26 protein-coding genes and 2 tRNA genes are annotated in these 26624 nt (G+C 57.4%); 14 read left to right on the top strand and 14 right to left on the bottom strand.

The window, feature by feature from the left end:
- Positions 1 to 194: 194 nt before the first annotated feature.
- Entirely contained in the window at positions 195 to 2621 is a 2427-nt protein-coding gene (locus tag CYR32_RS11400; RefSeq protein ID WP_101824520.1) for a DUF3772 domain-containing protein, read from the bottom strand.
- Positions 2622 to 3015: 394 nt separating this feature from the next.
- On the opposite strand from CYR32_RS11400, the gene CYR32_RS11395 reads away from it, so the two are divergent.
- Together CYR32_RS11395 and CYR32_RS11390 are read left to right on the top strand one after the other, a co-directional pair.
- Positions 3016 to 3309: a hypothetical protein gene (locus CYR32_RS11395; RefSeq protein WP_101824519.1), complete on the top strand. Its 294-nt coding sequence runs from the start codon at positions 3016 to 3018 to the stop codon at positions 3307 to 3309.
- A 96-nt stretch (positions 3310 to 3405) separates the two neighbouring features.
- Positions 3406 to 4047: a glutathione S-transferase family protein gene (locus CYR32_RS11390; protein WP_101824518.1), complete on the top strand. Its 642-nt coding sequence runs from the start codon at positions 3406 to 3408 to the stop codon at positions 4045 to 4047.
- Between the two features lie 43 nt (positions 4048 to 4090).
- On the opposite strand, the gene amyA is transcribed toward CYR32_RS11390, so the two are convergent.
- Positions 4091 to 5584, bottom strand: coding sequence for an alpha-amylase (gene amyA, locus CYR32_RS11385; RefSeq protein ID WP_101824517.1), 1494 nt, complete (start codon positions 5582 to 5584; stop codon positions 4091 to 4093).
- A gap of 385 nt (positions 5585 to 5969) precedes the next feature.
- On the opposite strand from amyA, the gene CYR32_RS21700 reads away from it, so the two are divergent.
- Positions 5970 to 6110, top strand: coding sequence for a hypothetical protein (locus CYR32_RS21700; protein WP_165698231.1), 141 nt, complete (start codon positions 5970 to 5972; stop codon positions 6108 to 6110).
- On the opposite strand, the gene CYR32_RS11380 is transcribed toward CYR32_RS21700, so the two are convergent.
- Positions 6107 to 6916 (bottom strand): helix-turn-helix domain-containing protein, encoded by an 810-nt coding sequence (locus CYR32_RS11380; protein WP_165698230.1) that lies wholly within the window; start codon positions 6914 to 6916, stop codon positions 6107 to 6109. The two genes, CYR32_RS21700 and CYR32_RS11380, sit on opposite strands and share 4 nt — an antisense overlap.
- Positions 6917 to 7206: 290 nt before the next feature.
- Here CYR32_RS11380 and CYR32_RS11375 point away from each other — a divergent pair, with 290 nt between their 5' ends.
- Complete coding sequence (locus CYR32_RS11375) at positions 7207 to 7647, top strand: DUF1198 family protein (RefSeq protein WP_101816192.1); 441 nt, start codon at positions 7207 to 7209, stop codon at positions 7645 to 7647.
- On the opposite strand, the gene CYR32_RS11370 is transcribed toward CYR32_RS11375, so the two are convergent.
- The 3 genes from CYR32_RS11370 to asr form a co-directional block, all read right to left on the bottom strand.
- Positions 7648 to 7983, bottom strand: a complete 336-nt coding sequence (locus tag CYR32_RS11370; RefSeq protein ID WP_101824515.1) for a DUF2002 family protein — start codon at positions 7981 to 7983, stop codon at positions 7648 to 7650. It abuts the gene before it with no gap.
- A gap of 151 nt (positions 7984 to 8134) precedes the next feature.
- Positions 8135 to 9337, bottom strand: coding sequence for an MFS transporter (locus CYR32_RS11365; protein WP_101824514.1), 1203 nt, complete (start codon positions 9335 to 9337; stop codon positions 8135 to 8137).
- A 330-nt stretch (positions 9338 to 9667) separates the two neighbouring features.
- On the bottom strand, positions 9668 to 10096 hold the full coding sequence (asr, locus tag CYR32_RS11360; protein ID WP_101824513.1) for an acid resistance repetitive basic protein Asr: 429 nt from the start codon (positions 10094 to 10096) through the stop codon (positions 9668 to 9670).
- A gap of 379 nt (positions 10097 to 10475) precedes the next feature.
- Here asr and CYR32_RS11355 point away from each other — a divergent pair, with 379 nt between their 5' ends.
- The 5 genes from CYR32_RS11355 (at position 10476) to nrdF (ending at position 14947) form a co-directional block, all read left to right on the top strand.
- Entirely contained in the window at positions 10476 to 10772 is a 297-nt protein-coding gene (locus tag CYR32_RS11355; protein ID WP_101824512.1) for an ElaB/YgaM/YqjD family protein, read from the top strand.
- 405 nt (positions 10773 to 11177) lie between these two features.
- A complete protein-coding gene (gene nrdH, locus CYR32_RS11350) occupies positions 11178 to 11408 on the top strand; it encodes a glutaredoxin-like protein NrdH (RefSeq protein ID WP_101824511.1) in 231 nt (76 codons plus the stop codon).
- Positions 11409 to 11418: 10 nt separating this feature from the next.
- A complete protein-coding gene (gene nrdI / locus CYR32_RS11345) occupies positions 11419 to 11823 on the top strand; it encodes a class Ib ribonucleoside-diphosphate reductase assembly flavoprotein NrdI (protein ID WP_101824510.1) in 405 nt (134 codons plus the stop codon).
- A complete protein-coding gene (nrdE, locus tag CYR32_RS11340) occupies positions 11799 to 13949 on the top strand; it encodes a class 1b ribonucleoside-diphosphate reductase subunit alpha (RefSeq protein WP_101824509.1) in 2151 nt (716 codons plus the stop codon). Before nrdI ends, nrdE begins: the two co-directional genes overlap by 25 nt.
- A gap of 17 nt (positions 13950 to 13966) precedes the next feature.
- On the top strand, positions 13967 to 14947 hold the full coding sequence (gene nrdF / locus CYR32_RS11335) for a class 1b ribonucleoside-diphosphate reductase subunit beta (protein ID WP_101824508.1): 981 nt from the start codon (positions 13967 to 13969) through the stop codon (positions 14945 to 14947).
- A gap of 45 nt (positions 14948 to 14992) precedes the next feature.
- On the opposite strand, the gene puuE is transcribed toward nrdF, so the two are convergent.
- From puuE to CYR32_RS11320, 3 genes are read right to left on the bottom strand one after another with little or no spacing between them, the layout of a single operon-like run.
- On the bottom strand, positions 14993 to 15970 hold the full coding sequence (gene puuE, locus CYR32_RS11330) for an allantoinase PuuE (RefSeq protein WP_101824507.1): 978 nt from the start codon (positions 15968 to 15970) through the stop codon (positions 14993 to 14995).
- A gap of 35 nt (positions 15971 to 16005) precedes the next feature.
- Positions 16006 to 16752: an aspartate/glutamate racemase family protein gene (locus CYR32_RS11325; RefSeq protein WP_101824506.1), complete on the bottom strand. Its 747-nt coding sequence runs from the start codon at positions 16750 to 16752 to the stop codon at positions 16006 to 16008.
- Positions 16753 to 16756: 4 nt separating this feature from the next.
- Positions 16757 to 17488: a GntR family transcriptional regulator gene (locus tag CYR32_RS11320; protein WP_101824505.1), complete on the bottom strand. Its 732-nt coding sequence runs from the start codon at positions 17486 to 17488 to the stop codon at positions 16757 to 16759.
- A 200-nt stretch (positions 17489 to 17688) separates the two neighbouring features.
- On the opposite strand from CYR32_RS11320, the gene CYR32_RS11315 reads away from it, so the two are divergent.
- Positions 17689 to 19203 (top strand): NCS1 family nucleobase:cation symporter-1, encoded by a 1515-nt coding sequence (locus CYR32_RS11315; RefSeq protein WP_175578819.1) that lies wholly within the window; start codon positions 17689 to 17691, stop codon positions 19201 to 19203.
- A gap of 62 nt (positions 19204 to 19265) precedes the next feature.
- Here CYR32_RS11315 and CYR32_RS11310 read toward each other — a convergent pair.
- Together CYR32_RS11310 and dnaQ are read right to left on the bottom strand one after the other, a co-directional pair.
- Positions 19266 to 19342, bottom strand: a tRNA-Asp gene (locus CYR32_RS11310).
- A 135-nt stretch (positions 19343 to 19477) separates the two neighbouring features.
- Complete coding sequence (dnaQ, locus tag CYR32_RS11305; protein WP_101824503.1) at positions 19478 to 20209, bottom strand: DNA polymerase III subunit epsilon; 732 nt, start codon at positions 20207 to 20209, stop codon at positions 19478 to 19480.
- Between the two features lie 56 nt (positions 20210 to 20265).
- Between dnaQ and rnhA the strand changes: the two genes are divergently transcribed.
- Positions 20266 to 20730, top strand: coding sequence for a ribonuclease HI (gene rnhA, locus CYR32_RS11300; protein WP_101824502.1), 465 nt, complete (start codon positions 20266 to 20268; stop codon positions 20728 to 20730).
- On the opposite strand, the gene CYR32_RS11295 is transcribed toward rnhA, so the two are convergent.
- Positions 20727 to 21446, bottom strand: a complete 720-nt coding sequence (locus CYR32_RS11295) for a methyltransferase domain-containing protein (RefSeq protein WP_101824501.1) — start codon at positions 21444 to 21446, stop codon at positions 20727 to 20729. The genes rnhA and CYR32_RS11295 overlap by 4 nt on opposite strands.
- Before the next feature lie 41 nt (positions 21447 to 21487).
- Here CYR32_RS11295 and gloB point away from each other — a divergent pair, with 41 nt between their 5' ends.
- Positions 21488 to 22243, top strand: a complete 756-nt coding sequence (gene gloB, locus CYR32_RS11290; RefSeq protein WP_101824500.1) for a hydroxyacylglutathione hydrolase — start codon at positions 21488 to 21490, stop codon at positions 22241 to 22243.
- A gap of 70 nt (positions 22244 to 22313) precedes the next feature.
- Entirely contained in the window at positions 22314 to 23693 is a 1380-nt protein-coding gene (gene mltD, locus CYR32_RS11285) for a murein transglycosylase D (RefSeq protein WP_101824499.1), read from the top strand.
- Between the two features lie 106 nt (positions 23694 to 23799).
- On the opposite strand, the gene CYR32_RS11280 is transcribed toward mltD, so the two are convergent.
- On the bottom strand, positions 23800 to 24585 hold the full coding sequence (locus tag CYR32_RS11280; protein WP_101824611.1) for an endonuclease/exonuclease/phosphatase family protein: 786 nt from the start codon (positions 24583 to 24585) through the stop codon (positions 23800 to 23802).
- A gap of 478 nt (positions 24586 to 25063) precedes the next feature.
- On the opposite strand from CYR32_RS11280, the gene CYR32_RS11275 reads away from it, so the two are divergent.
- On the top strand, positions 25064 to 26233 hold the full coding sequence (locus CYR32_RS11275) for an oligogalacturonate lyase family protein (protein ID WP_101824498.1): 1170 nt from the start codon (positions 25064 to 25066) through the stop codon (positions 26231 to 26233).
- A gap of 164 nt (positions 26234 to 26397) precedes the next feature.
- Here CYR32_RS11275 and CYR32_RS11270 read toward each other — a convergent pair.
- Positions 26398 to 26474, bottom strand: a tRNA-Asp gene (locus tag CYR32_RS11270).
- Positions 26475 to 26624 lie beyond the last annotated feature (150 nt).

Here is a 26624-nt window from a genome sequence, read left to right as displayed (position 1 = left end):
CCAGCCCACCAAACAAGCTTCCGGTTATCACCAGATAAGGCCGGAAACAGTAAGAAAGCCGCAGCCCGCAAGGGTTTGCGGCTTTTTTATTGGCTGTGAGCTGCTGGGCCGGCCCCTTCTCTGCCTTTGGCAAACCCGCCATAAAAAAGCACACCCGAAGGTGTGCTTGTAAAGGCAGGAAGGAAGGCGGAACGTCAGGCGCTTTGCTGCTGATCCGGCGTTTCCAGGATCATCTTCTGTGGCATTGACAGAGAGACCTCTGCGGCACGCAGGCGTTTGAGGATGTCGTACAACAGGGCACTTTTGGTGCCGCCGACAATGCGCGGGCTGTTTACGTAGCCGGTCACACTGAGCACGATGCCGGTGGGTGCCAGCTGGCTGAAGGTCACCGACGGCGCCGGGGTATCCAGAATCGCCTCATGAGCCTCATAGGCCTCCAGCAGAATATTACGCACCTGCTCCGGGTCGATGTCGAGCGGGAAGGTCAGCGCAATGGTCGCGACCCCCTGCGCATTGCCCATGGTGGCGTTACGCACATTCTGGGAAATCAGCTGGGAGTTCGGCACAATCACCGTTGAGCGGTCAGCCAGTTGAATCTCCGTAGCACGCACGTTAATCCGGCGGATGTCCCCCTCCACGCCGCTGATGGTAATCAGGTCACCCACTTTTACCGGGCGCTCGGTAAGCAGGATCAGGCCGGAGATAAAGTTCTTCACAATCTCCTGCAAGCCAAAACCGATACCTACTGACAACGCACTCACAATCCAGGCCAGCTTGTTCCACTGAATCCCCATCGCAGACAAGGTGATCAGAATCACCAGCACATAGCCCACGTTGCTGAACAGCGTCACCAGCGAGGCGCGGATGCCTTTGTCCATCATGGTCTTGGGCAGGAAATCGTTATCCAGCCAGCGCCGTGCGGTGCGCAGCACCACCAGACCGACCACCAGGCAGATGATCGCATTGATCAGCTGGGCAGGCACGATATTGAGCTTCTCCAGCCCTTTACCGCCCCAGATATCGACGACTTTACTGATCAGTTCCAGCGGCGTGGTGGTGCCGAACGTCCCGTTCAGGATGGCGACGGCGGCCAGCAGAATAACGATGGTTTTACCGATCGCCGAGAAGAGCGTGGCGGCCAGCGTCAGGTGGCGGTCATCAATATTCAGGGAATTTTTGATGATCTTGCCGCTGGCGGTGGTGGGCGAAAAGAGGCTGTCGCATACATCGGTGATCAGGTTAAGCAACAAGTAGAGGCAGCCGAGAACCAGCCCAATCCAGATCAGCTCATAGGTGAGGAAGCGCGCCAGCGGAATGTACCCCACCAGCAGCGCCATCAGAATAGCGAACGCCGTGACGCTGGTCGCCAGGTGCAGCAGCCCGGCGAGCGTAGAGCGCACCTCCGGGGTCTGGCCCTCGGCGATAAAGCGGCGGCGCAGGCGGTTCACCCGCATCGGCCCCACAATGGCGGTGAGCGCCACCAGCAGCGAGGCGAGGCCATTGCCCAGCAGGCTGGTAGGCACGCTGGCACCAATCAGGTTGTTGAGCTGCTCTACCGCGCCAAAGATCAGGATAAAGCTCGCCAGCAGCAGCGGGAACGGGTTCAGGGTACGGGCAATCTCATCGGCGATGGCCGGCAGCCGCCAGGAGGGGTGCTGATTCGCAAGCAGCGCCTGCCCTAACCCGGCGATCAGGGCGGAGAACAGCGTCAGGTTAATCAGCGCTTCAGCGTAATCCTGTACCAGCGGTGCCACATTCTCTTCACGGGTCACGATCTGGCAAATCAGATGCACGGCAATCCCGGCGGAGAGCAGCACGGAAAGCGCGGTGCCCGCGGCCAGCCCGCTGCGGCGCAGGCGTCCGACCGGCAGCACTTTCAGCACCAGCAAGGTCAGCGGTTTATCCAGCAGCCGGCGGCCGAACAGGCCAATCGCCAGCGCGGCGGCCAGCAGCAGCAGGGAGCCGTAACGCCATTCCGGCGACCAGGCTATCGCAAGGCTGGCAGAAAGCTGTTCGCCAAAGGTAGAAAAACGGCGCGCATCATTGGCCTGTCCATCAAGTAAAGGTGACCAGAAGCGGTGGCTGAGGATGCTGCCGGTGTTCAGCGCCAGTTGCGTTTTCAGCGCATTACGGCGCAGCGCAGTGATCTGGGCGGATAAGTTAGTGGCCGCACTGTTGATTGCCGTGGCCTGCCCAATCTGATCCTGCAACTGCTCCTGCCGGTTATTCAGCGAGGTGCGCTGTTTGGCCACATCTGCCGTCTCAGCCAGCGCGTCATCCGCAGGGGCCGGGCCGAGAACGCCCAGTTGCGCCTGCACCTGTGCCAGCAGCGGTTGCAGGGCGGTATTGAGCGCGTCGGCATCCCCCGCCAGTTGCAGCGTGCTGTCATTCAGCGCGCTGAGCTTGTTATCACTGGTGGTGTTGGAAACCTGTTGTTTGATGTTATCCAGCCGTTTCTGTAACTGGGCCAGCGTGGCCGGTGCATTAACCGGTGCCGGTTTCGCAGCGGTCTCACCGGTGGCGGTATCATCGGGTGCGGCATAGGCGGGGTTAAACAGTAAAGGCGTAAACAGCAATAAAGCAAGGAGCAGGCGCATTATGCGCAGGGGTGTGGTCGGCATAGCGGGTGTTTTCCGTTAGTCATCAACAGGTGAAGGTGTCTGGCTTCTTATACGCCGGAACGCATCGCAGACTTTTTTCCATCGTGAAGCATATAGGTAAATGCAGTGGACGGATGCCAGAATATTCGGGAAACCCCACGAAGTCTTCATGGCAGAACGCCGTTAACCACGCACCTGATTTTATTTAAGTCTCTGTAAATAAATAAAATATCACAATCATATCCTGGGCTGCCTGAAATTGATCAGGATCATGAAATCCTGAGGTTACGCCATTTTTTACTTCTATTAAGGCAAGTGATTAACACATAATGTTATTTAAAATTAAATTACATTTAATTTATTCTGAAAATTGCCCTACCGCTGCCCTCACGGCTTGACGTATAAGGAGATCCCGATGGAGTGGAGAGTCATCGATAGTGTAGTGTGCCCGCGCAGTAATATGACCTTTGTGTGTGTCATCTCCCCGAAGCATTTGAAACTGATTGTCTGGACCGTCACCCCGCTGAAACTCCGCTCAGGCGATCGGCTGACGCCGGCCCGGCGCGGCTATCAGCTCAACCGCAACCCTGATCAGGTGATCGATGTGGTCAATGCGACCCCTTTCCGCCCCCGCCTCTGGCAAATCCTGCTGCAAAACCGCCCCGGCCGCGATATGCGCCTCAGTGATACGGATGCGCTGTCACTGTAATGCGTCTTGCCGCACCCGCGGCAAAGTCTGAAATTCCGCCGGTCTCTCGTCATGCCTGATAGGCTGTGCCGGGTATCCATACCAAGGGGAAAAGTGATGCTGCAAATCTGGGGCAGGAAAACGTCTTCAAATGTTCAGGCGGTGATGTGGTGTGTCGGTGAGCTGAAGCTGGACTACCAGCGCTATGATATCGGCCATGTCTATGGGGGTAACCATACGCCGGAATTCCTGGCGATGAACCCGAACGGCACCGTGCCGGTGATCCGGGACGGGGAAAACGCCCCCCTGTGGGAAAGCGGGGCGATTCTGCGCTACCTGGCGACCCGCTACGGCACCGCGCCGTTCTGGCCGGAGGAGCTGGCGGCCAGAGCGCACGTCGACATGTGGGCAGAGTGGGCCAAGATTAATATCTCACAGAATTTTACCGGCCCGATTTTCTGGCAGAAAGTCCGCACCGCCGCCAGAGACCGGGACGAGGCACTGATCGCCAAAGGCATGGAGAAGCTGACGCCTTTCCTGCAGCGGGCAGAACAGCAGCTGGCGCGCCATCCCTGGCTGGCCGGTGATGAGATGACGCTGGCGGATATTCAGTTCGGCCACCTGCTCTACCGCTACTACGACATTGACCTCGATCGGCCGGACCTTCCGGCGCTGGCCGCCTATTACCAGCGCCTGACCACGCGCCCGGCCTACCAGAAGCATGTGATGGTCTCTTACGAGGCGCTGCGCGCCAGGTAAAGGCCCGGCCTCTTTTTGCGGGCTGTCTGCCGGCCCGCGTTTTCTAACTCTCCCTGTGCTCCTCCAGCACCCAGACACTCACGCTGCCGCCGGGGCAGGTAAACACACCGTTGCCCGCGTCGTCCGTGGTCACGATCTCCTCCCGCTTGCCGAGGTAGTCGCACCACGTTTTATTGGCGAAGCCCGCCCCCAGGCAGACGCTTTTCTCCCCCTCCGCGCCGTTAGAGAGCACCACCACGCACCCCGGTGCGTCGTCAGTGCCGCTGCGGGTAAACGCGATGCAGCTTGGGTGGTCGAGGTAATCGGTCTGTATGCCGTGGGCGAAGCGCTGGCGCGCCCGGAGCAGCGCGGGCAGTTCCGCCACGGCCGGCAGGCCGATGTGGTGCGTGTTGCCGTCCTGCCCCTGATCCTCATACCCGGCCCCGAACAGATCCGGGTAGAACACCGTCGGCACCCCCTGCTCACGCAGCAGGATCAGCGCATAGGCCAGCGGCTTAAACCACGGCTCGACCGGGGCCTCCAGCGCCTGCAGCGGCTGAGTATCATGGTTGCCGACCAGCGTCACGGCATGGAACGGGTCGTCAGCCACCAGCGTCGCGTCATACAGGGTGCGGAGGTCGAAGTCCTCCCCCTGCTGCGATGCGCAGTAAAAGTTCATATAGAGCGGCACATCAAACAGCATGGTGCGCCCCTGCACCTGCTCAATGTAGTGCTTCAGCACCTCAAGATCCGGCGACCAGTATTCCGCCACCACCAGCAGCGGTGCTTCGCGCAGTGACTGCACATACGCCAGCCAGTCACGGTAGAACCAGGCCGGGATGTGTTTGACGGCATCCAGCCGCAGGCCGGCGCAGGGGATCTGCTCCAGCAGCCAGCGCCCCCAGTACGCCAGCTCGTCGCGCACCGCCTGGTTGCGGAAATCGATATTCGCCCCCATCAGGTAGTCGAAGTTGCCCAACTCCGCATCCACCTCGACGTTCCACCCTTCGGCGGTATAGTCGTTGATGATTTTAAACACCCCCTGCTCTTCCGGGTTGTCGATGTGGTCGACCCCGCTGAAGCAGGTGTAATCCCAGATGAAGCGGGAGTAGCGCCCCGCCCGCCCCGGGAAGGTAAAGCGGGTCCAGGCCTCACAGGCGACCACTTCGTCATCAATCTCGGTGCGGTTGCTCTCATCCACCCGGTTTACTTTCACCGCCTCTTTTTCATCAGCCCCCATTTTATGGTTGAGCACCACATCCATCATCACGCCGACCCCGGCATGGTTAAGGGCCTCTACCGCGCGCAACAGCCCTGCCTTGTCACCATATTTGGTTGCGACACTGTTTTTCTGGTCAAACTCCCCCAGGTCAAAATGATCATAGATGTCATACCCCACAGAGTGCCCGCCGTCCGACCCTTTACAGGCCGGCGGTAACCAGGCGTGGCTGATCCCCAACTCACCGACATACTGCGCCTGCTGCTCAATTTCCGCCCAGAGCTTTCCGCCCTCCGGGTAATACCAGTGAAAGAACTGCAAAATAACCGGGTTATTCATCGGGAGAGACTCCACTTCTCAAGGTAAGAAAAGTATGGTCTAAAAGCGCACCGATGAGATTCAGGCCGCCTGTTTTTTTGCATAAAATCAACGCCGCGCCGCCGCCCGGTAATGGCGCGCACGCAAGCGTTATTATTTTTGCCTAAAGTAAAATAAAGAAAATAATACGCTGGCTTATTACGGGTTAATAGATCGCCAACAGGAAAGAAAAATGTGCAGGCCGGTTTCATTCGCAGGCAGAATAGTCTGAATCCCGCGATTTCACGCCTGTCCCGCCTATTTCCGATAGATTAATTTCCGGCATGGAATTAAGGTGCTGCTCAACAGGGAGGTCACTCTTTTATTATTTCCCTCTGCCGTTGGCAGACATCCGGAGTTAGCCATTATGTTTAAACGATTTTCTCTTGTTTGCAGCGCTTTGCTGCTGAGCACGCTGTTAAGCGGCTGTATTTACCACGACCACTATCATGGTGGCCGCCATCATGGCCACCATGACCACGGCCGCCATAACGGCCACCACCGCTAACGCGCGGCCTGCGCACGGCATCGATCGCGGAACTGGCGCGGCGACAGGGCATTCGCTGCTTTAAATACCCGTGAAAAATGGAAGGGTGAAATAAAACCGCACTGTTCCGCGATCTTATTCACTGACTGCTGCGTGTGCTTCAGTAATACCTCGGATTGGTTAATTCTCACCTGCCGCAAATAACGCGCCGGGGTGGTATTCAGGTAGTGCTTAAACAGGTTTATCAGGTGATTGACCGAGCAGTGTGCATGTTGCGCAATATCCTCCAGCACCAGCGGTTGCTGGTAATGGGTGCTGATATAACGGCAGGCCTGCCGTAACCCACGCGGCATGGCGCGCGGCCGTGCCCCCTCCTCCAGCGCCCCCAGCGCCGAGTAGTAATGCAGCAGCGTCTGCGCCAGTTCAATCAGCACCCGGTGGTTATTGATATGGCGCGCGCCGGTGATGCTGACACCCAGTTCCATCATCTGCTCCATCTGCAGGTCTACCGGCAGCTGCGGGGCCAGGCTGTTGAGGTAGTGCTGCAACACCGGGGGGATCTCATCAAAATCGAGCTGGCACCAGCTGTGACGGCTCTCCTGCTGGGCGTCGAAGCGGAAACAGGCCGGGTGTTGCGGCAACAGCAGCGCCATATTGCCCGGCAACAGGTGCCGCGTCTCCCCGGCGACGTCAATCTCCAGGCTGCCGCTGATCAGCGCCAGAATCTGCACCCCCTGCTGGAGGCGCGGGTAATGCCGGCTGCCGGGCGCAAAACGGCTGACGCCAAAATAACCTTCACGTGGGGCAATGGGCAGAATTTCCGGCATAGTGTCGCCAACCTCAGTCAGGGGAACCGGGAACATTTCTCATTTACGTTCCGCTCTGAATCGGTTGTAGCGTACCGCCCGCCATTGCCCTACCTCAGGCTGCAAAATTTGCTGGAGAGATCGCTTTTTCAACGGATTATCTGCGCCCGCGCCCACAGTTCGTGCCGGTTTTTTCATCAATCAGTCAGACATTTCGGCCGCCGCACGCCTATTCCCCAAAGAAGCAGATACACTCAGGCAGTGCAGCGGGTGCCACCCGGCATCCGGCAAGCTGGAGAGCTGACGTTCCCATGACATGGATTATCATTGCCGCGCTGGTGGCGGTCTTTGTGGCCGGGTATCTGGTGATGACCGCCGACACCCGCAAAGCCAACGACTCGCTGGCCGCGCTGCTGAAGGTAAAACCGCTGGTGATTGAGTCGATGTTGCTGGAGATGGGAAAGCGGCAGAGCCAGATGTTCACGCGCGCCATCAGCCGCGGTTATGCTGAAGAGCTGCGCAAGGCAGCCTATATCGTCTTTATCTATCAGACCTTTGTGCGGGATGACTCCCCGGAAAACATTGCCCACTGGCGCGAGGTGTTGATCCGCGCGCACCTTTCACCGATGCTGACCAATGAGCACGCCGAACAGGCGCTGTTCTACTTTTCCGAGCTGGACCTGGAGCCGTTTGAGCTGGCACAGTTCCGCCGCCACTACAACGAAACCTATAACCAAATCCACCTGGTGTGATTACTTGAAAACATTCTCCAGGTAGCTGGCCAGCAGCTGGCGCGAACTGAACCCGTGGGGAATGCCGTAGTAGAGGTCACCGCCGCCCGATGGGTCACGCGGAAACTCTGTGTAATGCTGGCTGGTGCGTATTTCTGAGGTCGGCTGCGCAAAACGCAGGCTGTAATCTTTCAGCGACGGGTGAATCACCAGCGCCGTGCGGCCCAGCCGGGCCTCGCGGTTAACATACACATAGTGCACACCGCGGCGGTAGCCGTAGGTTTTATCATCTACGTAGTCCCGCTCAAATCCTGAACCTTCCAATACCCGTGCGACTTCATCCGGCCGTAAATACATTGTTTCTCCTCGCATCTTGAACTGCCCAGCGACCTTACCGTATTAGCCCGACCAGACAATGCCTTTATCCTGCATTCTGGATGATTTCGGAATATTCTCCACCCGCTTGATGAAATAACCCGCGCCTGCGCAGGTTTTTGCCCGCTTTTTTTCAGCCTGTGCTGCTGTCCGGCGGCAGGCGGCGGCGCAGTTGCAACGTCAGCGTAATCAGCCAGGCGACGCCCACGGTCAGCGCGGCCACCAGGTAGACAGAGGCGATCCCGGCATGGTTGATGATAAACCCGGCCACCGGGCCGGTCAGCCCGAGGCCGAGATCCAGAAAGGCGGAGTAGAGGCCGAGCGCCGTGCCCTGGTTCTGCACCGGCACCTGTTTTACCGCCTCCACGCCCAGCGCCGGGAACACCAGCGAGAAACCGGCCCCGGTCAGGAACGCCCCGCACTCTACCATCAGCGGGGTGGCGGCCCCCCAGATCAGCAGCAGGCCGCCAATCTCAAACAGGAACGAGACCAGCGACACCTTCAGCCCGCCGTAGCGGTTGATGTTGTTGCTGAATATCAGGCGGATACCGACAAAGCCAAGGCTGAACAGGGTCAGCGAGAAGGCCGCGCCCTGCCAGCCGCGGTCGCCGTAATAGAGGGTGATAAAGGTGGCGATGACGCCGAAGCCGATGGTGCCGAAGCCCAGCCCCAGGCCGTAGAGCCAGATGCGCCCCACTACCGCGCTGAAGGCGATGCGGTTACCGGCCACCACCGAGATCGGTGCTTTACGGCTGGCCAGCAGCATCGCCGCCGCCACCGCCAGCACAATCACCCAGGCAACGCCCGCCAGCCCCCACTGCTGGTTAAGCCAGACGCCAAGCGGTGCGCCGACGGCCATCGCCCCGTAGGTAGCCACGCCGTTCCAGGAGATCACCCGGGCGGTATGCATCGACCCGACCGCCCCGATCCCCCACAGGGTCGAGCCGGTGCTGGCAAAGCTTTCCCCCACCCCGAGCAGCACCCGGCCAAGGCAGAGCAAAATCAGGCTCAGCAGCGGCTGGCCGGTGTTCCAGAAAGCCAGGGCGTAACATAGCCCGCTCATGCCGCAGCAGGCCAGCCCGAACAGCACAACCTTTTTCGGCCCCAGCATATCGGCATACCGCCCGGCGTGGGGGCGGCTGACCAGCGTGGCAAAATACTGAACGCTGATAATCAGCCCGGCCAGGACCGAGTTATAGCCTAAAGTGTGGTGAACGAACCCCGGCAGCACCGCCAGCGGCAGCCCGATAGTAAGGTAACAGACGAAGGTGAAAACGACGATCGACAGGATGCGCTTATTGAGTTGCAGGTTATGGCGTGCGTGGCTAACGGGCATGGTCGGGCCTGAGCTGAAAAAATGCAGGAAGTTAACAGCATAGCGCCTGAACGGGGAACGGGATATGTTAAAAAGGTGAGAAAATTTATCGGGTTACTTCAGGGCTGCCGCAGGCGTTCCCCGCGGCACCGGTTTATAACAGCCCATCTGCCAGAAACAGTGCCCAGGCCACCACCAGGCCGCAGAGCGTGACCCCGGCAAAAATCACTTCAAACCGATAGCGTTTTAACATGACAGCCACCGCCCTGACGCTAAAAAAACGCCCGTACAAGACGGGCGTCGCATGGAGTCGTGCAGAGGGCAGCGGCGGCCGCCCTCTGAAGCAAGCCCTTACGCAGCGGTGTTAGCGGCTGCTTTTTTGTGGGTCACTTTTTTGTGGGTCTTTTTGGCAGCCTGCGCTTTCTGGGCAACCGGTGCTTTATGGGTCACTTTTTTGTGAACCTTTTTGGCAGCCTGGGCTTTCTGAGCAACCGGCGCTTTATGGGTCACTTTTTTGTGGGTCTTTTTCGCAGCCTGAGCTTTCTGCTCTACATTTTTCTTGGCCGCTTTTTTATGTTTTTTAGCAGCCTGGGCTTTCTGGGCTACCGCTTTCTTGTGCTTTTTGTGGTGTACGGTTTTAGCCGCAGGTGCCGCAGCAGCCGGCGCGGTGGTGGTGGTTGCAGCCGGTGCAGCCGGAGCGGACGTTGCCGTTTCCGCAGCAAACGCCACAGAGGACATACCCAGGGTAGCGGCAACAATCATAGCGACGATCTTTTTCATAACATTCCTCAGCGTGTTGGAGTCAGCCCGAAGTAGGCCGGTGAGGAGAGTCTACGCAGTTTCCTGTTACCGCTCCGTGAGTGATTGGTGTCGCTGCGTAACGAAATGTACAAAGGGGCGTAACAGGGGAAAGGGCAACCCTGTGGATGGGGGAGCACTTTTATCATTCCCTTCTTTGTTACCCTCAGAACCGGTTATCCATCGTAATGGCTCAGTCATAGCGGGGTTGCGCCACTCTCCCCCGTGAACCGGGTTCCTGTGCTGATATACCTCAATAAAGTGCCGAAATCCCCGATGGGGTGACAACGGGGGGCGGATTTACGGTGCCTGCGTTATTTTGGTCTATGCTTAAAGGATACAATGCAAAAGGGAGAGGCAAATGTTTAAAAAATCTGAGAAAGTGGAACGCGAAATTGACCAGGACGTCACGCTGCTGGCAGATACCCTTGATGAGGTGCTGCAATCTTCGCGCACCCGCAGCCAGGACGCCGCAGAGGCAATTCGCAGTAAAGCGGAAGATGTACTGCGTAACAGCCGTGCCCGGCTTAACGATGCCCCCAGCGCGCGGGAGATTGCCGGCAAAGCGAAAGGCTATGTGAAAACGAACCCCTGGCAGGGCGTCGGTATCGGCGCGGCAGTCGGGGTGGTGGTCGGCTTCCTGCTGGCGCGCCGTTAACCTGCAAAACAGGCCGCTACCGGCGGCCTGACTGTTTTATCCCTGCCGATCATTTCTTAAAGGTCATACCCCCTACTATCACGCGTCTTTTATGCCGGGCTTTGCCCGGCGTTTTGCGTGGCTTCTTCTGCCCGCTTATCAGGGCAAAAAAAATTTTCAGGGCTTGACGCGGCTTGTGCTGCGGGCTGACAGACCATTGAGGTCACAATTCAGTCAAACACTAGATATTGTGTGGTTGAAATAATTTAGATCAATATCTAGTATTTTCTTCAAAGCAGTGCGCAAGGTTCCTGCCCGAACCTGCCTTGTGCCATTGAATAAATTACCGCCGCCTGCCTGCCCTGCATTACACGCGGCAGACAGAATAACGCCCACGTCTCAGCCACACAAAGGTAAATGCGAATCATGAGCATTATTATTTACAGCAAACCGGACTGTGTCCAGTGTAACGCCACCTACCGCGCGCTGGACCGCCAGGGAATCGCCTATCAGGTGATCGATCTCACCGCCGATGACGCGGCCCTGCATCATGTGAAATCCCTGGGTTACCAGCAGGTACCAGTGATTGTGGCCGGAGATCGGCACTGGTCCGGGTTCCGCCCGGATCTGCTCAGTACGCTGGCCGCTGCCTGCTGAGCCGCAGCGGATGCACCCTCTGGTCTACTTCTCCAGCAGCTCGGAAAATACCCACCGCTTTATCGGCAAGCTTGGGCTGCCGGCGGTGCGTATCCCGCTGGACCGCACGCCGCTGCGGGTGACGCAGCCCTATATTCTGGTGGTGCCGAGCTACGGCGGCGGCAGTGTGAACGGCGCGGTGCCGCCACAGGTGATCCGTTTTCTTAACCAGCCGGATAACCGTGCGTTAATTCGCGGGGTTATTGCGGCCGGGAATACCAACTTTGGTGCCGCTTACGGCATCGCCGGGCAGATCGTGGCGCAGAAATGCCGGGTGCCCCTGCTCTACCGCTTTGAATTGCTCGGCACGCCGGGCGATGTCGATAATGTCATGAAGGGAGTGACTGAATTTTGGCAGCAACAGACCTCGCAGTAACCGAGCCGGCGCTTGCACGCCCGGACTACCACGCGCTGAACGCGATGCTTAACCTGTTTGATGAGCAGGGGCAGATCCAGTTTGAGAAAGACCGGCTGGCGGCGCGCCACTATTTTCTTCAGCACGTGAACCAGAACACGGTGTTTTTCCATAACCTTGAGGAGAAGCTGCGCTACCTGGTTGAGGAGGAATATTACGAGGCGGAAGTGCTGGCGCAGTACAGCCCGGCGTTTATCAAGCAGCTGTTCCGGCAGGCTTACGCGCATAAATTCCGCTTCCAGACGTTTCTCGGCGCGTTCAAGTATTACACCAGCTACACGCTGAAAACCTTCGACGGCAAACGCTACCTGGAGCGGTATGAAGACCGCGTCTGCATGGTGGCCCTGACGCTGGCGGCCGGGGATACCGGGCTGGCGCAGCGGCTGGTGGAGGAGATGATCAGCGGGCGCTTCCAGCCGGCGACCCCTACCTTCCTGAACAGCGGCAAAAAGCAGCGCGGTGAGCTGGTCTCCTGCTTCCTGCTGCGGATCGAGGACAACATGGAGTCGATCGGCCGTTCGGTGAACTCGGCGCTGCAACTCTCCAAACGCGGCGGCGGCGTGGCCTTTATGCTGACCAACATCCGCGAGGCGGGTGCGCCGATCAAGCGCATCGAAAACCAGTCGTCCGGTGTGATCCCGATCATGAAAATGCTGGAGGACGCCTTCTCCTACGCCAATCAGCTCGGCGCGCGCCAGGGCGCGGGGGCGGTCTACCTGCATGCGCACCACCCGGACATCCTGCGTTTTCTCGACACCAAGCGCGAAAATGCCGATGAGAAGATCCGCATCAAAACCCTGTCGCTGGGCGTGGTGATCCCGGACATCACTTTTGAACTGGCGAAGAATAACGAGCCGATGTACCTCTTCTCCCCGTACGATGTGCAGCAGGTGTACGGCGTGCCGCTGTCCGAGCTGTCGGTCACAGAGAAATACCGGGAGATGGTGGCGGACAAACGCATCCGCAAGCAGAAGATCGACGCCCGCGCTTTCTTCAAAATCCTGGCGGAGATCCAGTTTGAGTCCGGCTACCCGTACATGATGTTTGAGGACACGGTCAACCGCGCCAACCCGATTCACGGCCGCATCAACATGAGCAACCTCTGCTCGGAGATTTTGCAGGTCAACTCAGCCACCACCTATCACGACGATCTCTCCTATGCGCAGGTCGGCAAGGACATCTCCTGCAACCTCGGCTCGCTGAATATTGCCCTGGCGATGGATGCGCCGGACTTCGGCGCAACGGTGGAGACTGCCGTGCGCGCGCTGACGGCGGTGTCAGACATGAGCCGTATCCGCTCGGTGCCGTCGGTAGATCAGGGCAACCAGCGCTCCCATGCCATCGGCCTCGGCCAGATGAACCTGCACGGCTACCTGGCGCGGGAGCGCATCCATTATGGGTCAGAAGAGGCGCTGGACTTCACCAACCTCTACTTCTATACCGTGGCTTACCACGCGGTGCGCGCCTCTAACCAGCTGGCGATTGAGCGCCAGACCCGATTTGACGGCTTTGAACGCTCCGCCTATGCCAGCGGCCGCTACTTTGACAAATACCTGGAGCCGCGCTGGCAGCCGAAAACCGCGCGCGTGAAAGCGCTGTTTGAGCAGGCCGGCATCCGCCTGCCGGATGTGGATGACTGGGCGGCGCTGAAAGCCTCGGTGATGGCGCACGGGCTGTATAACCAGAATTTGCAGGCGGTGCCGCCTACCGGCTCCATCTCCTATATCAATAACTCGACCTCAAGCATTCACCCGATCGCCTCGCGTATCGAGATCCGCAAAGAGGGCAAAATCGGCCGCGTCTATTACCCGGCACCGTTTATGACCAACGACAACCTGGAATACTACCGGGATGCCTATGAGATCGGCCCGGAGAAGATCATCGATACCTACGCCGAGGCGACGCAGCATGTCGATCAGGGGCTGTCGCTGACGCTGTTTTTCCGCGACACCGCCACTACCCGCGACATCAATAAAGCGCAGATTTACGCCTGGAAAAAGGGCATCAAAACCATCTATTACATCCGCCTGCGGCAGATGGCGCTGGAAGGCACCGAGGTGCAGGGCTGCGTCTCCTGCACGTTGTGATGAGAACAAGGAAAACCATGAGCGCATTACCTGAAATGGCCGCCCGCCGCATACACAAGGCGATTAACTGGAACCAGATCGAAGACGATAAAGATCTGGAGGTGTGGAACCGGCTTACTGCCAACTTCTGGCTGCCGGAGAAAGTCCCGCTTTCCAACGATATTCCCTCCTGGGCGACGCTGACGTCCCAGGAGCAGCAGCTGACGATCCGGGTCTTTACCGGGCTGACGCTGCTGGACACGGTGCAGAACGTGGTCGGTGCGCCGGCGCTGATGGCGGACGCCATCACCCCGCATGAGGAGGCGGTGTATGCCAACATCGGCTTTATGGAAGCCGTGCACGCGCGCTCCTACAGCTCGATCTTTTCCACCCTCTGCGCCACGGTGGATGTGGATGACGCCTTCCGCTGGAGCGAGCAGAACCGCCTGTTACAGAACAAAGCGGAGATTGTGCTCACGCACTACCGCGGCGATGACCCGCTGATGAAGAAGGTCGCCAGCGTGTTCCTGGAGTCGTTTCTCTTCTACTCCGGGTTCTACCTGCCGATGTACTGGTCAAGCCGCGCCAAACTGACCAACACCGCTGACCTGATCCGCCTGATCATCCGCGATGAGGCGGTACACGGTTACTACATCGGCTATAAATTCCAGAAGAACCTGCAACAGGTGGATGAGGCGCGCCGCCGCCAGGTGAAAGCGCAGGCCTACGACCTGTTGCAGGATCTCTATGAGAACGAGCTGCGCTATACCGAAGACCTCTATGACGGCGTCGGCTGGGCGGAGGATGTGAAAAAGTTTCTGCATTACAACGCTAACAAGGCGCTGATGAACCTCGGCTATGAGGCGCTGTTCCCCGCCGCCATGGCGGAGGTGAACCCGGCGATATTGTCGGCGCTGTCACCCAATGCCGATGAGAACCACGATTTCTTCTCCGGCTCCGGCTCCTCCTATGTGATCGGCAAAGCGGTCAACACGGAAGATGAGGACTGGGATTTCTGATAACGACCGGCCATGATGGCCGGTCTTTTTTCAGGCCGGCGCTGTTCAGGCTGATGGATAAGGGTGCATGGCCCGCCAGTGGTCAGCGATGTCCTGCCTGCGGCAGATCCAGACCCGCTCATGCTGCTGGATGTAATCCAGGAACCGTTGCAGCGCGCGGAATTTGCCCGGCCGCCCCAGCAGGCGGCAGTGCATACCGATCGACAGCATTTTCGGCGCACTCTCCCCTTCCGCATACAGCACATCAAAACTGTCTTTCAGGTAGGTATAGAACTGCTCGGCGGTGTTGTAGCCCTGCGGCGAGGCGAAGCGCATGTCGTTCGCCTCCAGGGTATAAGGGATGATCAGGTGCGGTTTGCGCGTGCCGTCGCTCAGCGTCACTTCAGACCAGAACGGCAGATCGTCGCCGTAGTAGTCGCTGTCATACTGGAAGCCGCCGTGCTCCGCCACCAGCCGCCGGGTATTCGGGCTGTCGCGGCCGGTATACCAGCCCAGCGGTGCCTGCCCGAACAGATCGCGCAGGATGGCCACCGCCCTCTCCATATGCTGCCGCTCGGTGGCTTCGTCCATTTGCTGGTAGTGGATCCAGCGCCAGCCGTGGCTAACCACGTCGTAGTTGGCCTGTTTAATCGCCTCGACAATCGCCGGGTTACGCGCCAGCGCCATCGCCACGCCAAAAATGGTCAGCGGCAGGCCGCGGCGGGCAAACTCATGGTGAATCCGCCAGAACCCGGCGCGCGACCCATATTCATACAGGGAGTCCATCGACATATGGCGGTCCGGGTAGCTGGCCGCGCCGATGATGTCTGATAAAAATTGCTCCGACCCGGCGTCACCGTGCAGGACGTTATTCTCGCCGCCCTCTTCATAATTCAGCACAAACTGCACCGCGATGCGTGCGTTGCCCGGCCACCTGGCGTGGGGCGGACGCCCGGCATAGCCGATCAGGTCACGCGGGTAGTGTTCCGTGAAGCGATAATCGGGCCGGTCAATGGCGGTGCCCTCTTGTCGGTTGTCGTGCATAGCGTCTCCTTGTGAAAGTAAAAAGCGATCGAAAATTACTGATTGAGCCCGTGGAAGCGGCCGGAGAGCGGTTTCGCCAGCGGGTAGGCCAGATCGCCCTGTTTGCTGGTGCGCAGCCCGAGCGCGGCCAGCGCCTCGACCATTTTCACCGCCGCACTGACGCCGTCGATCACCGGGATGCCGAGCTCGTCCGTCAGCGACCGTGCCAGGTCGGCCATGCCGCCGCAGCCCAGCACCACCGCCCCGCTGCCGTCGCGGTCACGCGCGGCGATGCACTGTTCACGCACTTTCTGCTGGGCGGTGCCGCTGCCGTCCTCCAGCGCCAGCACCGGCAGGTCGATGGCGTGCAGCCCGGCACAGTGGCGCTCGAACCCGTACTGGTGCAGCAGGTGGCGGGCGATGGTCAGCGTGCGCGGCAAGGTGGTGACGATGGAGAAGCGGGTCGCCACCAGCGTGGCGAGGTGCATAGCCGCCTCGGCGATGCCGATTACGGGCGCGGTGGCCAGCTCACGCGCCGCCAGCAGGCCCGGATCGCCGAAACAGGCGATGATATGGCCGTCGACGCCGGCATCCCGGCCGAGTTTCACCTGTTCGAGCACGCCAAGGGTGGCGATCGCCTCATCAAAATGGCCTTCAATCGAGGGCGCGCCCTCTTGCGGGCAAACCGCCAGAATCTCATTGCCGGGGGCAGCCACCACCCGCGCGGCGGCGGCAATGGTGGCCGTCATGGCGTCACTGGTGTTGGGGTTGATCACCTGGATGATTAACGGACGTGGGGACATGGGATCACTCCTTACTGGTGAGGGCCGTGTGGTACGGCGCGAAGAGACGGGCGAAATCCGGCATGGTGTCTTCCGCCGCCTCAAAGCGCAGGCTGGCGAGAATCGAGTCAAAATGGCGGTGCATATGGGCCGTAAGCGCGGCGGTGTCCCGCGCTTTCAGCAGCGCCAGCAGATCATCATGATCGTGGCAGCGGCAGCCCTGTTGCCACGGCGCGCCCCAGGCGGCCACCACCAGCGATGAGCGCAGCGTCAGCTGGGAGACCAGCTCCGTCAGTACCGCGTTGCCGGAGATCGCCTGAAGCTGAACGTGAAAGGCGGCGGAGAGCCGGATTGCTGCCGCCCCGTCATGGGCGGTGTGCGCCTGCTGTTCCTCACTGACAATCTTTTTCATCGCCGCCAGATGCGGGGGCTGGCAGTGCGCCACCACCGCCGGCAGGTTGGCGCACTCCAGCATCCGCCGGGTGGCGAACAGATCACGCGAGGCGTCAGCGTCCGGCCTGGTCACCTGTGCACCGCGTTTGGGCGTTAATGTGACCAGTTGCACTGCGGCAAGGCGCTGTAACACCCGGCGGATGCCGGTGCGGCTGACGCCGAACGCATCTGCCAGCGCCTCTTCCGGCAATTTACTGCCCGGCAAAAGCTGGTGCTCAACAATGGCGGTCACCAGCGCGTTAAAAATGTGATCGTCCTTATCTAACGTAAAATAGGCTGAATTCAGCCCGTCCCAACTCGTCATAACGCCGCTCCGTATACATGATCAGGGCAGGCGGTATACAAGGGCCGCGTACATTGCATACAAGGCACCCTACGTTTTTCCACTCTGCCTGAGACTTCTGGCCTGATTCCTGCACTGCCCTCTCACAGCAGTTCTGAACCCCGGTGCACCGCACCTGACGCCAATAAGTGATGGTTTGCCTGTAGAGAGGAGCACGTTTTATGCCAAATCAGGAAATGACGGACGCGAATGTTCAGCACCGGCCGAATGCCGCCTGCATCAAGCCCCATTACAGCCCGAAATTGTGTAATGAGGATCTGGCCCCGACGCAGAACCCAAGCTGGAGTTGGTACAATATCTTTTCTTTCTGGATGTCTGATGTACACAGCATGGGCGGGTATGTGGTGGCCGCCAGCTTCTTTACGCTGGGGCTGTCGAGCTGGCAGGTGTTGATCTCGTTGCTGGTGGGGATTTGCATCGTGCAGCTCTGCGCCAACCTGGTGGCAAAACCGAGCCAGATGGCCGGCGTGCCTTATGCGGTGATCTGCCGCCAGGCGTTTGGCGTGTTTGGGGCCAATATTCCGGCGGTTATCCGGGGGCTTATCGCCTTTGCCTGGTACGGCATCCAGACCTATCTGGCGGCCAATGCGCTGATGCTGGTGCTGCTGAAGTTTGTGCCGTCACTGGAGCCGCTGACCCACAGCCAGTGGCTCGGGCTGTCGGCGTTGGGCTGGATCTGCTTCGGGATTATGTGGGCGTTGCAGGCGATGGTGTTCTGGCACGGCATGAATGCCATCAAGCGCTTTATCGACGTCGCCGGGCCGGCCGTCTACGTGGTGATGCTGATGCTGGCCGGGTGGATCCTCTACAAGACCGGGCTGGATAACCTCTCCTTTACCCTCTCCAGCAAAGTGCTGACGCCGGGCCAGCAGACCTGGGAGATGATTACCGCCACCGCGCTGGTGGTCTCCTACTTCTCCGGCCCGCTGCTCAACTTTGGGGACTTCTCACGTTACGGAAAAAATATGCAGGAGATCCGCCGCGGCAACCGCTGGGGCCTGCCGTTTAACTTTCTGCTGTTCTCTATCGTGACGGTGGTGATCGTCTCCGGCACGCAGAGCCTGTTCGGCCAGATGATTACTGACCCTATCGAGACGGTAAGCCGGGTCGGTAACAGTGTGGCGGTGGCTATCGGCCTGCTGACCATGATTACGGCGACCATCGGCATCAATATCGTGGCGAACTTCGTGTCACCGGCGTTTGATTTCTCCAACTGCGCCCCGCAGAAGATCAGTTTCCGCACCGGCGGCATGATCGCGGCGGTCGGCTCCGTGCTGTTGACCCCGTGGAATCTGTTCCAGTCCCCGGAGCTGATTCACTACACCCTGGATGTGCTGGGTGCCTTTATCGGGCCGCTGTTCGGCATTCTGATTGTCGATTTCTACCTGATCAAGCGCGGCCAGGTGCATACCGATGACCTGTTCAATGCCACCTCTTCCGGCCGTTACTGGTATCGCAGCGGGTTTAACCCGAAAGCGATTGTGGCGCTGCTGCCGGCGGTGGCCATCGGCCTGCTGATAAGCTTTACGCCCGGCCTGCATGCGGTGGCGAATTTCAGCTGGTTTATCGGGGTGCTGCTGGGCGGCGGTGCGTACCGGATCATTGCACGCCATGAACGGGCGGCGGCCGTAAGCGCGGTGTACACGCCGGCAGAGATGAGTAAAGAATCGCGATAGGATTTAAGACGCGCAGAAACGACGAAGCCCTGAGTTATTGCTAACTCAGGGCTTCTGAATGTTGGCGGTGCGGACGGGACTCGAACCCGCGACCCCCGGCGTGACAGGCCGGTATTCTAACCGACTGAACTACCGCACCGCGCTGTTGTTCCGGTTGAGAACGAGGCGGATATTACGGGCACGGTGGCTATCCGTCAATGCTTTTTCTTTTAAAACTATTTGTTTGCACAGTTTTTCTCCGCATGGCGCATTTCTTGCGCGCCCTGCGGAGAAATCAACCGCGCCACAGGCAACTGCCGCCCTTCTTCATCACCAGATCCAGCCGCGATTCATGGGTCGCGACTTCGTCATCACTGGCATAGACCACCTTCAGGCCGCTGCTTGGGCGGGCGATCCGCTGAATCCCCTGCTCCTGATTCTGCTGCTGCCGGTCGCTTTCCTGGGAAAACGACAGCGAGGTCTGCCCGCCGGTCATCGCCAGGTAGACTTCCGCCAGGATTTCGGAGTCCAGCAGTGCGCCGTGCAGTGTACGCTTGGTGTTGTCTATCTGGTAGCGGTCGCACAGGGCATCAAGGTTATTACGCTTGCCGGGGAACAGCTTGCGTGCCATCAACAGGCTGTCGGTGATGGTGCAGAAGGTGTCAGTTTTCGGGATGCCGCGTTTGAGCATACCGAACTCATAATCCATAAAGCCGATATCGAACGATGCGTTATGGATCACCAGCTCGCCGCCGCGGATGAAATCGAGGAATTCATCTGCTACGTCAGCAAAGGTCGGTTTGTCGGCCAGAAATTCATCACTGATGCCGTGTACGCCGTAGGCTTCCGGGTCGACCAGACGGTCAGGTTTCACATAGACGTGAAAGTTGCGCCCGGTCAGGCGACGGTTGATCACTTCAACCGCACCGATTTCAATAATACGGTGTCCTTCGTAATGAACCCCCAGCTTGTTCATGCCGGTGGTTTCCGTATCCATAACAATCTGTCGTGTAATTGCAGTGCTCATAGCGCTCGTTTATGTCAGACTTGGCGTTTGAAATTGATGGGAAGAGTCTACCAGAGATGAGTAAACAGGTAGAAATTTTCACCGACGGTTCTTGCCTCGGCAACCCCGGCCCCGGTGGTTATGGCGCGATTTTGCGCTACAAACAGCACGAAAAATGTTTCAGCGCGGGCTACCGCCTGACAACCAACAACCGCATGGAGCTGATGGCGGCCATTGTGGCGCTGGAGGCGCTGACCGCCCCCTGTGAGGTGGTGCTGAGCACCGACAGCCAGTATGTCCGCCAGGGGATCACCAGCTGGATCCATAACTGGAAAAAGCGCGGCTGGAAAACAGCGGACAAGAAAGCAGTAAAAAATGTCGATCTCTGGCAGCGGCTGGATACGGCCATTTCACACCACCGTATCACCTGGGAGTGGGTAAAGGGGCACGCCGGCCACCCGGAGAATGAACGCTGTGACGAGCTGGCGCGTGCGGCGGCCAACGCCCCCGCGTTTGAGGATATCGGCTACCAGCCCGCTTAAGGGATGTCCCGGTAGCTTTTCGTCGCCCCTACCGCCCGGCTCAGGCTGGGCTTGCGCAAGCCTATCTTTTTCGCCGTGGGCGTCAGCGGCAGGGTGCGTTTACGTGCCACCATGACGCCCAGGCACCCCAGCGCCGGCAGGTGGGTGCTCAGCATTTTCCCGCCCTGCCTGCACCACGGCAGCACCTGCACGCGCGACTGATACATCACCTCATAATTAAGCAACCCCAGCCAGTCCAGCAGGCGCATCTGGGTAAACATCTGCGCCCTGAAGGGCTGGCGGTGGCGCACCACCGGCACCAGTTTACCTATTCCCAGCAGGCTCAACAGGTTAAAGTGGGTCATCACCAGCCAGCCATCATCAATCAGCACCCTATCCACTTCCCGCAGAATGCGGTGCGGATCTGCGGCATAGGCCAACGTATGGGCAACCAGGCAGGCATCCACGGACTTCTCCGCAAACGGCAGCAGATAAGGATCCGCGATGACCTGAAGGTTCCCGCCGTGCGGCCCAACATTGACCTGATGGGAGATAGGGCACTTTTCGCTGTTGATCTCGGCGCTGAGATTGCCGATTTTTAACAGATGATAGCCATACATCTTCGGCCACCACGGCTGGAGCTGCTGCTCCAGCGCAGCACGCCACGACGCCCCGCGGGGAATATCCCCCCAGGAGCCGGGTGTGCCCAGAATGTTGGACGGGTGCGCGGATTGCATGGTTTATTATCTTCTTTCAAGCGTTTGCCAACGAGGTATCAATGAATCTTATCAGCATTCCTGCTCTGCAGGACAATTACATTTGGTTGCTGGATGACCAGCAGGGCACAGTTATCATCGTTGATCCCGGTGAGGCCGCACCGGTGCTGGCCGCGTTACAGCAACACGCACTGACGCCGACCGCGATTTTATTGACTCACCATCACCATGATCATGTGGGCGGCGTCAACGAACTTTTACAGCACTATCCTCAGGTTACCCTCTATGGCCCGCAGGAAACCGCCGCGAAGTTTAGTCAGATAACTCTGAAACAGGGTGATACGTTTACGCTGGGACAGCAAAATTACCAGGTTTTCGATGTGCCAGGGCACACTTCCGGGCACATTGCTTACTACAGTGCGCCTTATCTTTTCTGCGGCGATACGATATTTTCGGCCGGCTGCGGGCGCTTATTTGAAGGCACCGCCCGCCAGATGTACGAGTCGTTTCAACAGTTAACCGCTTTACCAAAGAATACCTTAGTGTGCTGTGCCCATGAGTATACCCTCTCAAATCTTAAGTTTGCCCGCTCAATTTTACCCCAGGATCGCGATATAGAAACATATGAGCAACAAGTGCAAGAAATGCGTAAAAAGGGTATACCAAGTGTTCCTACAACCCTCGAAAAAGAGCACATAATTAACCTATTTTTACGTTGTCATGATACTGATTTACAAAAGAAATTAGGATTTGTCTTACCTGTTAGTGAGCCTTGGCAAGTTTTTGCGCGTTTACGTGAGCGGAAAGACAGTTATTAAACCTTTTTCTTGTGTTGTTTGGCGAAGCAAAGTATTATCGGTCGTCTTTTAAGCAACTATTGACACACACATGAAGGCTAAAGCGATACTCCTCGCCTCCGTGTTGCTGGTCGGTTGTCAGGCGTCAAGGCATGACGCATCACAACCGTTACAGCACGCACAGAGTCTGTCTTCGGCAGGTCAAAGTGAAGCAGGAGAGTACACAGGGGCTGGTCGAGAGACCACAGCGCGATGGTTGGGCAGTAATAACGACATCGCGCAACAAGAAGACTTGTGGAACTTCATTAGCGACGAGCTGAAGATGGAGGTTCCGGAAAATTCCCGGATCCGTGAACAGAAAAAGCGTTACTTAAAACAGAAGAGCTATCTCCACGATGTAACATTACGGGCAGAGCCGTACATGTACTGGATTGTCGAGCAGATTAAACAACGTAAGATGCCGATGGAACTGGTACTGCTACCCATAGTGGAGAGCGCTTTTGACCCCAAAGCGACGTCAGCCGCCAATGCCGCAGGGCTTTGGCAGATTGTACCGAGCACGGGTCGTACATATGGTCTGAAACAGAACCAGTGGTATGACGGTCGCCGCGATGTCGTGGCATCGACAACTGCTGCGCTTGATATGATGCAACGCCTGAACCGGATGTTTGACGGTGACTGGCTGCTGACTGTCGCCGCCTATAACAGCGGTGAAGGTCGCGTCCTGCAAGCGATTAAAGCGAATAAGGCTAAAGGCCGTCCGACAAACTTCTGGGCATTGGCGCTTCCGCATGAAACGTCGATTTATGTACCGAAGATGTTGGCGCTTAGCGATATTCTTAAGCATAGCAAACAATATGGGATTCGCTTGCCGAAAACCAACGAAAGCCGGGCTCTGGCGCGCGTTGAAGTCGGTCAGCAGATGCAGTTGACGCAGGCGGCTGAGATGGCCGGCATGTCGCTGACGAAGCTGAAATCCTATAATACGGGTTACAAGAAGGGCGTAACGGCTCCGAATGGCCCGCACTATATTTTGGTACCGAAAGCCCATGCTGATCAGTTGAAGGACTCGCTGGCCGATAGCGATATCGCCGCCGTAGAGACGAAACTGGCAAAAAACAGTGCGGCTTCCGGTTCCAGTTATACAGTGCGCCCGGGTGATACGCTGTCAGCGATTGCGGCCCGTCTTAATGTCAAAACCAGCGATTTACAGCGCTGGAACAAGCTGGGTCGTTCCAGTACGGTCAAGGTAGGCCAGAACCTGCAAACGGCTGACAGCGCGACGAATGACATAACGGCGGCGAACAGCATCACTTATCAGGTTCGCAAAGGAGATTCACTGGCCAGTATTGCCCGCCGTCATGGGGTCAATATCAGTGATGTGATGCGGTGGAATTCGGCTTCGAATAACCTGCAACCCGGCGATAAGCTGACGTTGTTTGTTAACAACAAGCTGACCCCTGATACCTGAGCCGTAAACAGCGATTTGTTGTTGTAGCGTCTGAAATGGTTCTGTTCTATAAAAAAAGCATCCTCCGGGATGCTTTTTTATTGCCTGTGCCCTGCCCTCTCGGCGCTTAACGGGGAACAAATTCAACCAGTAGCGGGTTATGATCCGACGCCCGTGTCACCAGCACTGTTGCGGCAGAAACCGTCAATCCGCGGTAAAAAACGAAATCGAGCGGTTTACCAAAGGCCCGGCGCCGGTGGTCATCGGTGAAGTTAACTTCTTTCAGACCGCAACGGCGGGCAAAATTAAATAGCGCATTCATACGTTGCCGGCTCCAGGCATTAAAATCACCGGCCATGATTACCGGGCCCGTGTGTGAAGCCATCTGCTCTCCAATCGGATCAAGCTGCTTACTGTAAACATCGACCCCCAGGCTGAAGTTGACCGCATGAATGTTTACCACCATAACCAGCTCGCCGTTGGTCAGAGGGTAGACGGTAACCAGCGCTGATTTAGACAGCCGCAACAGCGGCTCACGCTCACGAAGTGGACAGCAGTAGACAGGGTGAGCCGCAGCCAGCGTCATCACCCCAGAAGGGTGCTGCGGCAGCACGATTGCCGGCACCTGATCAGCAGCCAGATAGTGTGAAGTGGCAAATTTGATCAACTCAGGCGTTGTCTGAGCCTCTTGCAACAGTACGAGTTGCGTATCTTTACCAAAGTTTTTTAGCACCGATAGCCATTCAGCCCGCTGCTGCTTAAAAATATTCCATACCATGACACGCAGAACGTGTGAGTTCGGCAACGCCTCGCCAGGCGGCAAGGCCTGCCCCAATTGCGCTACCGCACCAGGAAAGATTCGTTCAACTGGTTGTCCGGCAACATACCTCATCGCATATGTTTTCTTCGGCACGCTGAAGCCTTCTCCCTTGTGTAATGTGACTGCCGGCATGACAACGCCGGCAGCATAAGAGTGAGTATACGCGCAGACTACGCATAGGAAAAATCAGTTTCAGACGATGCCTTACGTGTGCAGATAGACGGAATACGACAATTTACAGCGACCTTCGATTGCCTTTCAGCACAAGACGGGCCTCCGGCATCACGTGATCTGCCAGGATCATCGGTTCAGGCTGCGATCCTGCTTTATAAGTTTGATCGTTTTAACCTGCTTATTTTCATCACGGCTTTTTGCTTCATCGGTGAATCGCTGTCTTTATACGAAGCGTAAACGACCTCAAAAATTCTGTGAGCAAGCTAACAGACTCACGCTCTCCCTCTCACAGACCAAAGATATCGCAGTATCATCTCTTTAATATTGAAACCCTGTTTCAAAATATTATCGCTGAGTGGTGGCGTCATGCCCTGCCTGTTCAACAAGGAGATGTGCCGTGCCTAAAGGTTCTCTTATTACGCTTAATTTTCATACTTACCATGATAGCGGTACCGGTGCGCAGGTTACACGCCTGACACCCCCTGATGTGCTTTGCCATCGCAACTATTTTTACCAGAAGTGCTTCACCAAAGCGGGCAATAAGCTGTTATTTGCGGGCGAGTTTGATGGAAACCGGAACTATTATCTGATGGATCTGGCTACCCAACAGGCTACACAGTTAACGGAAGGCCCGGGTGACAATACTTTTGGAGGCTTTTTATCTCATGATGACCGCTATCTCTATTATGTAAAAAATGAGCGGCGGCTACAGCGGGTCGATCTGGCCAGTCTGCATGAAGAAACAGTATATGAAGTGCCTGAGCAATGGGTCGGTTATGGTACCTGGGTCGCAAACAGTGAATGTACCAGCCTGGTGGGCATTGAGATTGATCGTAATGACTGGACGCCTTTAACAGACTGGAAAGTCTTCCAGACATTTTTTACTCAGAAGCCTCACTGCCGGCTGCTGCGGATCGATCTTAACAGCGGTAAGTCACATGTCATCCATGAAAATCATCTTTGGCTGGGCCACCCGATATACCGGCCCTATCATGATCACACCATCGCTTTTTGCCATGAAGGCCCACATGATCTGGTTGATGCCCGGATGTGGTTAGTCAACGAGGATGGTACCCATGTACGTAAAGTCAAAGAACACGCAGAGGGTGAGAGCTGTACACATGAGTTTTGGGTACCCGATGGTTCCGCATTGATCTATGTTTCATACCTGAAAAATCAGACAGAACGGCAAATTTGGCGTTATTGCCCTGACCGCGATCTCAACGAAGTGTTAATGACTATGCCCGCCTGTTCACATTTGATGAGTAATGAAACAGGGACATTATTGGTGGGGGATGGTGCAGGCACGCCAGTAGATGTCCAGGATGCCAGCGGTTATTCCATTGAGAACGACCCTTGGCTCTATGTGTTTGATGTAAATACGAAACAACATAAACGGGTTGCCGCGCATAACAGTTCATGGCGGGTTCTGGATGGCGACCGTCAGGTGACTCACCCCCACCCCTCTTTTACGCCGGATGATAAGCAGATTCTTTTTAGTTCTGATTTCGAAGGAAAGCCTGCGATTTATCTTACGACACTACCAGAGAAGCTTTTTAGTCAGTAAAACGCTGCTGATACGGGGCTAAAACGTTAATGACAGCAGCACGGACGGCAGTAACAGGTGCTGAAAAGGCTGCCAGAGAAAGGGAAAGCAAAGAGATAGCAGCAATTTCGCAATGTTGAAAATGCAAAAAGCCCTGAGCGAATGCTCAGGGCCTATGCAATAAGTGGCGGTGCGGACGGGACTCGAACCCGCGACCCCCGGCGTGACAGGCCGGTATTCTAACCGACTGAACTACCGCACCACCGATTCTTTTACGTTAACAGAGAGGTCATTCTGTTAACCGGTGTCACTTGCCTGTCTTTCGACAGGCCTTAATTTGATGCCTGGCAGTTCCCTACTCTCGCATGGGGAGACCCCACACTACCATCGGCGCTACGGCGTTTCACTTCTG

This window comes from Chimaeribacter coloradensis (genome assembly GCF_002858715.1).
GTDB classification, from domain to species: domain Bacteria; phylum Pseudomonadota; class Gammaproteobacteria; order Enterobacterales; family Enterobacteriaceae; genus Chimaeribacter; species Chimaeribacter coloradensis.
This window is presented reverse-complemented; position numbering and strand designations above follow the sequence as displayed.